Below are 11,163 nucleotides of genomic sequence, written 5' to 3' on the forward strand. Positions count from 1 at the left end.
GTCAGTACCCCAGCGATCGGTCGACGGCGTCGAGGACCCGGTCGAGGTCGGGCAGGAAGTGCTCCTCGAAGCGGCTCGGCGGGTAGGGGATGTTGTAGCCGCCGACCCGCAGGACGGGCGCCTCGAGGTGGTAGAAGGCCTCCTGCTGCACGAGGGCGGCGATCTCCGCGCCGAGCCCGAGGAAGGTCGACGCCTCGTGGACGACGACGGCCCGGCCGGTCTTGCGCACCGACTCGAGGATGCGCGGCAGGTCCAGCGGGCTGAGGCTGCGCAGGTCGAGCACCTCGAGGCTGCGCCCCTCCTGCTCGGCGGCCTCGGCCGCGGCCAGGCAGACCTTGACCATGGGTCCGTAGCAGAGCAGCGTCGCGTCGGTGCCCTCGCGCAGGACGCGGGCGTCGTGGAGGCCGAGGACGGGGCCGGCGGCCTCGTCGATCTCGACCGTGCCGCACTCGTGGTAGCGCCGCTTGGGCTCGAAGAAGATCACCGGGTCGTCGCTGGCGATGGCCTGCTGCATCATCCAGTAGCCGTCGGCGGCGTCGGAGCAGGTGACGACGCGCAGACCGGCGGTGTGCGCGAAGTAGGCCTCGTTGGACTCGCTGTGGTGCTCGACCGCGCCGATGCCGCCGCCACAGGGGATGCGGATGACCATCGGCAGACGCAGGTGGCCCAGGGAGCGGGCGTGCATCTTCGCGACCTGGCTGACGATCTGGTCGAAGGCCGGGTAGACGAAGCCGTCGAACTGGATCTCGACGACCGGGCGGTAGCCGCGCAGGGCCAGCCCGATCGCGGAGCCGACGATGCCGGACTCGGCGAGCGGGGTGTCGATGACCCGGTCCTCGCCGAAGTCCTTCTGCAGGCCCTCGGTGATGCGGAAGACGCCGCCGAGCTTGCCGACGTCCTCGCCCATGAGGACGACCTTCGGGTCGTCCTCCATCGCCTTGCGCAGGCCCGCGTTGAGCCCCTTCGCGAGGGTGAGCTTGGTGCCGGCCATCAGTGACCACCCTCCCCGACGAAGGACTCGTGGTAGGCGACGAACTCCGCCTTCTCGGCGGCGACGACCGGGTGGTCGTCGACGTAGATGTCGTCGAACATCGTGGGCAGCTCCGGGTCGGGCATCGTCTGGCAGGCGTGGCGGATGCGGGCGGCGACCTCGTCGGCCTCCGCGTCGACGGCCGCGAAGAACTCGTCGTCGCCGTGCCCGTGCTCCTCCATGAAGCCGCGCATGCGCTTGATCGGGTCCTTGTCGCGCCAGATCTCGACCTCGGCCGAGCTGCGGTACTTCGTCGGGTCGTCCGAGGTCGTGTGCGCGCCCATCCGGTAGGTGTAGGCCTCGATGAGCGTCGGGCCCTGGCCCGAGCGGGCGTCGTCGAGCGCCTTGCGGCACACGGCGTAGGTCGCGAGCGGGTCGTTGCCGTCGACGAGCACACCCGGGATGCCGAAGCCGCGCGAGCGCTGGTAGGGCGGGATGGTGAACTGCTTGTCGTTCGGCTCCGAGATCGCCCACTGGTTGTTCTGGATGAAGAACACGAGGGGGGCGGAGGTGACCGAGGCGAAGACGAGCGCCTCGTTGTAGTCGCCCTGGGCGGTGCCGCCGTCGCCGGTGAAGGCCATGACCGCGGTGTCGCGCTCCGGGTCACCGGTGCCGACCGCGCCGTCGGCCTTGACGCCCATGGCGTAGCCCGCCGCGTGGAGCATCTGGTTGCCGATGACGATCGTGTAGAGGTGGAAGTTGTTGGCGTTGGAGTCCCAGCCGCCGTTGTTGACCCCGCGGAACATGCCGAGGAGGTTCTCCGGCGGGACCCCGCGGCACCAGGCGACGCCGTGCTCGCGGTAGCCGGGGAAGGCGTAGTCCTGGTCGCGCAGCGCGCGCCCGGCGCCGACCTGCGCGGCCTCCTGGCCGAGGAGCGAGGGCCACAGCCCGAGCTCGCCCTGGCGCTGGAGCGCGTGGCCCTCGGCGTCGATGCGGCGCACGAGGACGAGGTCGCGGTAGATCATCCGCGCGTCCTCGCTCGTCATCTCCTCGACGATCGAGGCGTACGGCTCGTTGGCGGGGGTGATGCCCAGCCGGGTGCCGTTCGCGTCGACGAACTGGACCATCTCGGGGTTGTCGTCCGAGAAGTGCCCGGTGATCATCGACGGCGGGGTCGGCCCGTGCTCCGGCGAGGGCTCGAAGGCCCCGGCCATGTCGGCGCCGGCGCTGCGCTCCGGCACGACGTCGTTGTCGCTCATCTGCTACTCCTTCGGCCCTGGCGCTGGGGGTGACCCACCGGGGCTGCTGACGCGCCGCCATGGCGCGCGACGGGCGTGGCCACCGCGGGGTGAGCGGTGGCGCACGTAGGTGCGGGCCACACGCTAGCGCCTCCCCGGCAGGGGGCCCAACGCCGCGGTGCGGGTCAGGCCCGGAAGTCCCGGGCCACCTGCAGCAGACGGTCGTTGGCCTCGGTCTCGCCGATCGTCACCCGCACGCCGTCGGTGCCGTAGGGCCGCACCGACAGCCCGGCCTCGGTGCATGCCGCGACGAGCTCGGGCGTGCGCTCCCCGACCGGGAACCACACGAAGTTCGCCCCGCTCTGCGGCACGTCCCACCCGGCCTCGGCGAGACCGGCGACGACGCGCGAGCGCTCGGCGACGAGCTCCTTGACGCGGATCTCGAGCTCGTCGGCGGCCTGGAGGGAGGCGACGGCAGCCACCTGGGCGAGGGTGTTGACGCCGAAGGGGGTCGCGGTCTTGCGCAGCGCCTCGGCGACCGGCTCGTGGGCCACGGCGTAGCCGACCCGCAGCCCGGCGAGGCCGTACGCCTTGGAGAAGGTGCGCAGCACGACGACGTTCGGCCGGTCGCGCAAGATCTCGAGCGCTCGCACCGGGTCCTCGTCCTGCACGAACTCCAGGTAGGCCTCGTCGACGACGACGAGGACGTCGGTGGGCACAGCGTCGACGAAGCCGACGAGCTCGTCGTGCCCGACGCTCGGGCCGGTCGGGTTGTTGGGCGTGCACACCATGACGACCTTGGTGCGCTCGGTGATCGCGGCGAGCATCGCCGGGAGGTCGTGGCGGTGCTCGGCGGTGAGCGGCACCTGCACCGAGGTGGCGCCGGAGAGCGCGACGACGATCGGGTAGGCCTCGAAGGAGCGCCACGCGTAGACGACCTCGTCGCCGGCGTCGCACGTCGCCTGCATGATCTGGCCGAGCACGCCGACCGACCCGGTGCCGGTCGCGATGCGCTCGCGGGGCACGTCGAGGTGGGCGGCGAGGGCGTCGGTGAGCGCGCTGACACCCATGTCGGGGTAGCGGTTCATCGTCGCGGCGGCGTCGCGCACGACGTCGAGGACCGACGGCAGCGGCGGGTAGGGGTTCTCGTTCGAGGAGACCTTGTAGACGGTGAGGCCCTCGCGGGCCACCGGGGGCTTGCCGGCGACGTAGGCGGGCACGGCGTCGAGCGCGCCGCGCAGGCGCACCGGGGTGTCGGTCATCAGTCGTCGTCCCCGTCGGGCAGGACCCAGCCGAGCACCATCGAGACGACCGTGATGATGACCGCCCCGAGCACGGCGTCCCACCAGAAGTCGCGGATGGCGAAGGACAGCCCGAGCGGCTCGCTGATCCACTCGGTGATCTGCAGCATGAAGGCGTTGACGACGAAGGTGAAGAGCCCGAGCGTGAGGACGATCGCCGGGAAGGACAGGACCTTCGCGATCGGCTTGACGACGGCGTTGATCACGCCGAAGAGGAGGGCGACGAGCAGGACCGTCGTGAACTTCGAGGCGAAGGTCGAGCCGTCCTCGCCGAGCGTGATGCCGTCGACGAGGAACGCCGCGACCCACAGCGCGATGCCGTTGACGACGACCTTGATGAGGAAGTTGGCCATGGGGTCAGTGTGGCAGTGAGCGAAGGGGGGATCACCCTGTCGCGGGTCGTCGACACGCAGGCGTGCTGCGGGAGGGTCTGCCGACGCCAGTCCGCACGGGCGGGCCACCACAGGTTGCGGATGGGTCTCGACCGCGGGAGCACGCCTGACCCCCCGTGCCCGCTGGTGGCACCATGACCCCACCGGGCGCCACCCGCGCCCTCGGATACACGGAGGAACCCTCATGCGTCGTGCCCCCCTCGCCCTGGCGGCCTGCTTCGCCCTGACCACCTCGCTCGCCGCGTGCGGGTCGGACTCCCTCGAGGACCCGGGCGCCAGCGGCTCGTCGAGCTCGGCCACCGAGTCCGTCGACGTCGCGGTCGACGAGGAGCTCGCCGCCATGGTCCCCACCGAGATCAGGGAGAAGGGCACGATCTCCGTCGGCTCCGACGCGTCCTACGCGCCGAACGAGTTCCTCGCCGACGACGGCAAGACCGTCGAGGGCATGGACGTCGACCTCTTCGACGCCGTCGCCGCCAAGCTCGGTCTGAAGACGAAGTGGAGCAACGCCCAGTTCGACGCGCTGATCCTCGGCGTCACCGGCGGCAAGTACGACGTCTCGGTCAGCTCCTTCACGATCAACGACGAGCGCAAGAAGGAGGTCAACATGATCAGCTACTTCGACGCCGGCACCCAGTGGGTGACGACGAAGGGCAACCCGAAGAAGGTCGACCCCGACAACGCGTGCGGGCTGAACATCGGCGTCCAGCGCGGCACGGTGCAGGTCGACGACCTCAAGGCGCGCAACAAGGAGTGCCAGAAGGCCGGCGAGGAGCCGATCAAGGCCGTCGTCGAGCAGGAGCAGAGCAAGGTCACCGCGAGCCTGGCCTCGGGCAAGGTCGACGCGATGCTCGCCGACTCCCCCATCGCGCTGTACGCCGTCAAGCAGCAGGGCGACACCCTCGAGGCGCTCGGCGACGTCTACGACTCCGCCCCCTACGGCATCGTCGTGCCGAAGGACGACGCCGAGTTCGCCGACGCCATCGCCGAGGCGCTCAAGGCGATCCAGGAGGACGGCGCCTACGAGACCGTCCTGAAGAACTGGGGCAACGAGTCCGGCGCCATCGACGACTTCGCCGTCAACCCCTGATGACCTCGACCTCGAGCAGCACGCCGCCCCCTTCGCCCGAGGGGGGCGGCGTCGCCACGAGCGACGACGGCCGGCCCGGCACGATCGACGCGGTGCCCGTGCGGCACCCCGGCCGCTGGGTGGCGATCCTCGTCATCGCGGTCGTGGGGGCGATGGTCATCTCGAGCTTCGTCACCAACGAGCGGTGGGACTTCCCCTTCGCCTTCCAGGTGATGAACTTCAACCCCGTCCTCGAGGGCCTGCTCAAGGGCACGATCATCGCGACGGTCGGCTCGATGCTCATCGGCGTCAGCCTCGGCGTCGTCGTCGGCATCATGCGGCTCTCGAGCAACCCTGTGCTGAAGTTGGTCGGGTTCCTCTACACGTGGTTCTTCCGCGGCGTCCCGCGCCTGGTCCTCGTGACCCTCTTCGGCACGGGCATCGGTTACCTCTACCCGCGCTTCGACATCGGGCCCTTCCCCTTCAGCCAGCAGCTCGCCGGCTTCCTCGGGCTCTCCAGCGACCTGACGATCCTCACCCTCAACGTCAACCAGATCTCCTCGACCCTCATCTGGGGCATCATCGCGATGGGCCTGTCAGAGGCGGCCTACATGGCCGAGATCGCCCGTGCCGGCATCCTCTCGGTCGACGACGGCCAGCGTGAGGCCGCCGCAGCGCTCGGCATGAGCCCGAGCCTGTCGATGCGTCGCGTCGTGCTCCCCCAGGCGATGCGCGTCATCATCCCGCCCACGGGCAACGAGACGATCGCGATGCTCAAGGACACGTCGTTGCTGGCGTTCCTGCCGCTGACGACCGAGCTGTTCTTCCAGACCCAGGCCATCGGGAACCGGACCCTGAAGATCATGCCGACGATCGTCGCGGCCTGCCTGTGGTACCTCATCCTCACGAGCGTCCTCATGGTCGCCCAGCACTACATCGAGCGTCACTACAGCCGCGGGTACGGCGCGACGCGCACCCAGGCCAAGACCACCCTGGCGAAGAACCGGATCCTCGGGAAGGGCGCCTGATGACCAGCAGCGCACGCACCATGCCTCTCGTCCACGCGGTCAACGTGCACAAGGCCTTCGGTCGCAACGAGGTGCTCAAGGGCATCGACATCGACGTCGACGAGGGCGAGGTCGTCTGCCTGCTCGGGCCGTCCGGCTCGGGCAAGACGACCTTCCTGCGGTGCATCAACCAGCTCGAGGACATCCAGGCCGGCCGCATCTGGGTCGACGGAGACCTCGCGGGGTACACGGAGAAGAACGGCAAGCTCCACCGGCTCAAGGACAAGCAGGTCGCGGCCCAACGGCGCGAGATCGGCATGGTCTTCCAGCGCTTCAACCTCTTCCCGCACATGACGGCGATCGAGAACGTCATGGAGGCGCCGGTCAAGGTGCAGGGCCGCAAGAAGGCGGAGGTGCGCGCCGAGGCGATCGAGCTGCTCGACACGGTCGGCCTCTCCGACAAGGAGTCGGCCTACCCGGCCCAGCTCTCCGGCGGCCAGCAGCAGCGCGTGGCGATCGCCCGGGCGCTTGCGATGAAGCCCAAGCTCATGCTCTTCGACGAGCCGACCTCGGCGCTCGACCCCGAGCTCGTGGGCGAGGTGCTCCAGGTCATGCGCGACCTCGCCGCCCAGGGCATGACGATGATCGTCGTCACCCACGAGATGGCCTTCGCGCGCGACGTCGCCGACCGCGTCGTCTTCATGGACGGCGGTGTCGTCGTCGAGCAGGGCGACCCCACGACGGTCATCAACAACCCCCAGCACAACCGGACCAAGGCCTTCTTGTCCCGGCTGCGCAGCGAGCACGAGCAGGTGGCCGCCGCCGCCCGCGACCTCGTCGTCTGACCGGTCACCGACCGACCCGAGTCGCCGTCACCCCGCCGTGGGTGGCGGCGACTCGCGTCTGCCGGGCCGGCGTCTCGGTCCCGGGGCGCGACGAAGGGCGAGCCCCCCCTTCGCGCCGGTGGTCTCGAGGCTCGCGCCCAGAGGGCGCGTCGCACCTCGACCAGCGACAGCTCGGTCCCTGAGGTGCGAGCGCCAGCGAGCCTCGAAGGGCCGGGGCCCTCGAGGTGACACGTAGGGTGCTGCGGTGCGACGGGTGAGGGGGCTGCTGGCGGACACGCGGCCGTTGCAGATCCCGGAGTACCGGCGGCTCTTCGTCGGGCAGGCGGTCACCGTCGTGGGGGCCCAGCTGACCGTCGTCGCGGTGCCGGCGCAGATCTACGGCATGACCGGCAGCTCGGCCTACGTCGGGCTCACCGGCCTCTTCGGGCTCGTCCCGCTGCTCGTCTTCGGGCTGTGGGGCGGCTCGCTCGCCGACCACATGGACCGCCGGCTGCTGCTGACGATCACGACGTGGGGGCTCATCCTCACCTCCGCCGCCCTGTGGCTCCAGGCGCTCGCGGGGAGCACCGACGTCTGGCTGCTCCTCACGATCTACGCGCTCCAGCAGTCCTTCTTCGCCGTCAACCAGCCCACCCGAGGTGCCGCGATCGCGCGGCTCGTGCCGGCCCCCCTTCGCCCGGCCGCCAGCTCGCTGTCGATGACGGTCTTCATGGCCGGGGCCATCGCGGGCCCGCTCATGGGCGGCGCGCTCATCCCCCTCATCGGCTACGCGTGGCTCTACCTGCTCGACACGATCACGCTCTTCGCGACGCTGTGGGCGGTCGTCGGGCTGCCGCCGCTGCCGGTCGAGCGCGAGGCCGACGCGCTGCCGTCCAGCCCGGGGCTGCGCTCGGTGTGGGACGGCCTGGTCTACCTGCGCGGGCACCCGGTGCTGCTCATGTCCTTCGTCCTCGACCTCGTCGCGATGGTCTTCGGGATGCCCCGCGCGCTCGTGCCCGAGATGGCGCACCTCGACTTCGGCGGACCGAGCGAAGGGGGGCTCGCCTTCGCCGTCCTCTTCGCCGCGATGCCGGTCGGGGCCTTCCTCGGCGGGGTCTTCTCCGGATGGGTCTCCCGGGTCGAGCGGCACGGCGTGGCGGTCGCGGCCGCGGTCGTCGTGTGGGGCGGCGCGATGGTCGGGATGGGGCTGGCGGTCATGTCCGCCGGCGGGCGCCTGGGGCCGATGCTGTGGGTCGCGGCGGGGTTCTTCGCGCTCGGCGGTGCTGCCGATGTCGTCTCGGCGGCCTTCCGGACCGCGATGATGCAGAGCGCGGCGACGGACGCGATGCGCGGCCGGATCCAAGGGGTCTTCCTCGTCGTCGTCGCGGGCGGGCCGCGGGTCGCCGACGTGCTGCACGGGGCGGTGTCGCCGGCGCTGGGAGCCGGTGCGACGACCGCGCTCGGCGGTGGGCTCGTCGTCGTGCTCACGCTGGTGCTCGCGCGGCCGGGATCGGCCTTCGTGCGGTACGTCGCGCCTCGGGCGTAGGTGCGTGGGGGCGTGGGGGGTGGTGGTCTCGAGGCCCGGGCCCTGAGGGCGCGTCGCACCTCGACCATCACGCCCCCCTTCGCACCTCGACCCGGCCGACCCGGCTACCCCTCCCCCTTCGTCGCGGGCTACCACGCCGTACGGGTCGTGATCACCCCACGTACGGCGTGGTAGGCGGGTCGGTTGGGCGACTACTACGTCATGTCGTAGTGTGTACGACGACATGTAGTACTACTCCGTCGTAGGACAAGGGGAGCCCGTGGACACCGTGGACCTCGCGCGGTGGCAGTTCGCCATCACGACCGTCTACCACTTCTTCTTCGTGCCGATCACCATCGGTCTCTCCGCGCTCGTCGCGTGGTTCCACAGCCGATGGCTGCGCAAGCGCGACGAGGACGACATGAGGCTGGCGAAGTTCTTCGGCAAGCTCTTCACGATCAACTTCGCGCTCGGTCTCGTCACCGGCATCGTCCAGGAGTTCCAGTTCGGGATGAACTGGAGCAGCTACAGCCGCTTCGTCGGTGACATCTTCGGCGCCCCGCTCGCGCTCGAGGCGCTGCTCGCCTTCTTCCTCGAGTCGACCTTCCTCGGGCTGTGGATCTTCGGCTGGGGCAAGATCCCCGAGCGCCTCCACGTCGCGTGCATCTGGCTCGTGCACATCGGCACGCTGCTCTCCGCGTACTTCATCCTCGCGGCGAACTCCTTCATGCAGAACCCCGTGGGCTACCGCTACAACCCCGAGACCGGGCGGGCCGAGATGGCCGACTTCGTCGCGGTGCTCACCAACGAGGTGCAGCTCGTCACCTTCCCCCACGTCATCGCGGCCAGCTACATGGTCGGCGGCGCCGTCGTCATGGCCGTCGCGCTGCACAAGATGCGCCAGGCGCACCGCGGCGAGGCCTCGACGCTGCCCGGCGTCGGCGGGCCCGGCGAGATCCCGATGTGGCGCCGCGCCACCCGCCTCGGCGCGGTCGTCACCCTCGTCGCCGGTCTCGGCGTCGCCGTGTCCGGCGACCTCCAGGGCAAGGTGATGACCGAGGTGCAGCCGATGAAGATGGCCGCCGCGGAGGCGCTCTACGAGACCCCGCCGGACGGTCAGTGCGCCCCCTTCTCGGTGCTGACGATCGCCGGGCTCGGCGGTGAGAACCCGAAGCACGTCATCGAGATCCCCTGCCTGCTGTCCTACCTCGGCACGGGCAGCTGGGACGGCCAGGTGCAGGGCATGACCGAGCTCGAGCAGGAGTACCGGGCCCGTTTCGCCGACGGCGAGCTCACCCAGGCCGACACCTACATCCCGCCGATCGCCATGTCCTACTGGAACTTCCGGCTCATGATCGGCGCCGGGCTCTTCGCCGCCGGGGTCGCCGCGCTCGTCCTCGTCGCGACCCGTCGGCGGGCGGCCGGCGTGCCGATGCAGCGCTGGTGGAAACCGCTCCTCGTGCTCGCCCCGGTCGCCACCGTCGTCGGGCACAGCTTCGGCTGGATCTTCACCGAGGTCGGCCGGCAGCCGTGGGTCGTCCACGGCGAGATGACGACCGCCCAGGGCGTCTCGCCCTCCGTCGGGACCGCGGACGTGTGGATCTCGATGACCGTCTTCACCCTCCTCTACGGCGCCCTCGCCGTCATCGAGGTCAAGCTCCTCCTCGCCTACATCGCGAAGGGCGCCGAGCCCTTCGAGGAGCCACGACAGCTCGAGGACGACGACGAGCTCGCCTTCGCCTACTGATCGCACCCAGGGACTCTCACCATGGAACTCACGACCTTCTGGTTCATCCTCCTCGGCGTCCTGTGGACGGGCTACTTCGTCCTCGAGGGCTTCGACTTCGGCGTCGGCATGCTCGTGCCCGTCCTCGGCGGGACCGCGCGCGGCGACGCGCCGGGCGCCCCCGAGCAGGAGAAGCGCCGCCGCGTCCTGCTCACCTCGATCGGCCCCTTCTGGGACGGCAACGAGGTGTGGCTGCTCACCGCCGGCGGCGCGACCTTCGCCGCCTTCCCCCACTGGTACGCGACGATGTTCTCGGGCATGTACCTCGCCCTCCTCCTCGTCCTCGTCGGCCTCATCGTGCGCAACATGGGCTTCGAGTACCGCCACAAGCGGGACTCGGAGGCCTGGCGAAGGGGGTGGGACGCCTGCATCGTCGGCGGCTCGGTGGCCGCGCCGCTGCTCCTGGGCACCGGCCTGACCAACCTCGTCCACGGCCTGCCGATGACCGCCCACCTGGCCGGCTCGACGACCTACACCGAGTTCTCGGGCACCCTCCTCAGCCTGCTCAACCCCGTCAGCCTCCTCGGCGGCATCACCATCACCGTCCTCTGCCTCACCCACGGCGCGCACTTCCTCGCGCTGAAGACGCAGGGAGAGGTGCGCGAGGGCGCCCGCGCCGTCGCCGCTCGCGCTGGCGTCCTCGCCGCGGTGCTCGCGGTCGTGCTGCTCGGCTGGCTCGGCGCCGAGCGCGGCTCGACCGTCTCATGGGTGACGACCGTGGTCGCCGCGGTCGCGCTGCTCGCGGCCCTGGCCGCCAACGCCCGCGGCCGGGAGGGCTGGGCCTTCGTCGGGACCGCCACGACGATCGTGCTCACGGTCGCGACGTACTTCCTCATGCTCTTCCCCAACGCCATCAACGGCCGCGGCGACGACCCGGCCCTGACGCTCGACGCAGCCGCCAGCTCGCCGCTGACGCTGCAGATCATGACGTGGGCGGCACTGATCTTCACCCCCGTCGTCCTCGCGTACACGGCATGGACGTACTGGGTCTTCCGCAAGCGGATCAGCACCCACCACATCCCGGCCGCCGCGGCGTCGGTGCACTGAGGCG

General features: G+C 70.6%; 10 protein-coding genes. 6 read left to right on the plus strand and 4 right to left on the minus strand.

Annotated features, from left to right (window positions below):
- Position 1: 1 nt before the first annotated feature.
- From L6241_RS13485 to L6241_RS13500, 4 genes are all read right to left on the minus strand, one after another.
- Positions 2 to 991 carry an alpha-ketoacid dehydrogenase subunit beta gene (locus tag L6241_RS13485; RefSeq protein WP_368246692.1) on the minus strand — a complete coding sequence of 330 codons (990 nt, stop codon included), beginning with the start codon at positions 989 to 991 and terminating at the stop codon, positions 2 to 4.
- Entirely contained in the window at positions 991 to 2,229 is a 1,239-nt protein-coding gene (locus tag L6241_RS13490; RefSeq protein ID WP_224767056.1) for a thiamine pyrophosphate-dependent dehydrogenase E1 component subunit alpha, read from the minus strand. Before L6241_RS13490 ends, L6241_RS13485 begins: the two co-directional genes overlap by 1 nt.
- A gap of 164 nt (positions 2,230 to 2,393) precedes the next feature.
- Positions 2,394 to 3,470 (minus strand): histidinol-phosphate transaminase, encoded by a 1,077-nt coding sequence (gene hisC / locus L6241_RS13495; protein ID WP_252975934.1) that lies wholly within the window; start codon positions 3,468 to 3,470, stop codon positions 2,394 to 2,396.
- Positions 3,470 to 3,862: a phage holin family protein gene (locus L6241_RS13500; RefSeq protein ID WP_068272060.1), complete on the minus strand. Its 393-nt coding sequence runs from the start codon at positions 3,860 to 3,862 to the stop codon at positions 3,470 to 3,472. Before L6241_RS13500 ends, hisC begins: the two co-directional genes overlap by 1 nt.
- A 223-nt stretch (positions 3,863 to 4,085) precedes the next feature.
- Here L6241_RS13500 and L6241_RS13505 point away from each other — a divergent pair, with 223 nt between their 5' ends.
- From L6241_RS13505 to cydB, 6 genes are all read left to right on the plus strand, one after another.
- Entirely contained in the window at positions 4,086 to 4,991 is a 906-nt protein-coding gene (locus L6241_RS13505; RefSeq protein ID WP_368246693.1) for an ABC transporter substrate-binding protein, read from the plus strand.
- Positions 4,991 to 5,998 (plus strand): amino acid ABC transporter permease, encoded by a 1,008-nt coding sequence (locus L6241_RS13510; protein WP_368246694.1) that lies wholly within the window; start codon positions 4,991 to 4,993, stop codon positions 5,996 to 5,998. The genes L6241_RS13505 and L6241_RS13510 overlap by 1 nt, the downstream gene beginning before the upstream one ends.
- Positions 5,998 to 6,822: an amino acid ABC transporter ATP-binding protein gene (locus tag L6241_RS13515; RefSeq protein WP_368246695.1), complete on the plus strand. Its 825-nt coding sequence runs from the start codon at positions 5,998 to 6,000 to the stop codon at positions 6,820 to 6,822. Before L6241_RS13510 ends, L6241_RS13515 begins: the two co-directional genes overlap by 1 nt.
- A gap of 253 nt (positions 6,823 to 7,075) precedes the next feature.
- Complete coding sequence (locus L6241_RS13520; RefSeq protein ID WP_368246696.1) at positions 7,076 to 8,347, plus strand: MFS transporter; 1,272 nt, start codon at positions 7,076 to 7,078, stop codon at positions 8,345 to 8,347.
- A gap of 259 nt (positions 8,348 to 8,606) precedes the next feature.
- Positions 8,607 to 10,073, plus strand: a complete 1,467-nt coding sequence (locus L6241_RS13525; RefSeq protein WP_251720341.1) for a cytochrome ubiquinol oxidase subunit I — start codon at positions 8,607 to 8,609, stop codon at positions 10,071 to 10,073.
- Positions 10,074 to 10,094: 21 nt separating this feature from the next.
- A complete protein-coding gene (gene cydB / locus L6241_RS13530) occupies positions 10,095 to 11,159 on the plus strand; it encodes a cytochrome d ubiquinol oxidase subunit II (protein ID WP_191564346.1) in 1,065 nt (354 codons plus the stop codon).
- Positions 11,160 to 11,163 lie beyond the last annotated feature (4 nt).

Origin of the sequence: Janibacter sp. Y6 (genome assembly GCF_040900765.1) — a bacterium.
Classification (GTDB): Bacteria; Actinomycetota; Actinomycetes; order Actinomycetales; family Dermatophilaceae; genus Marihabitans; species Marihabitans melonis.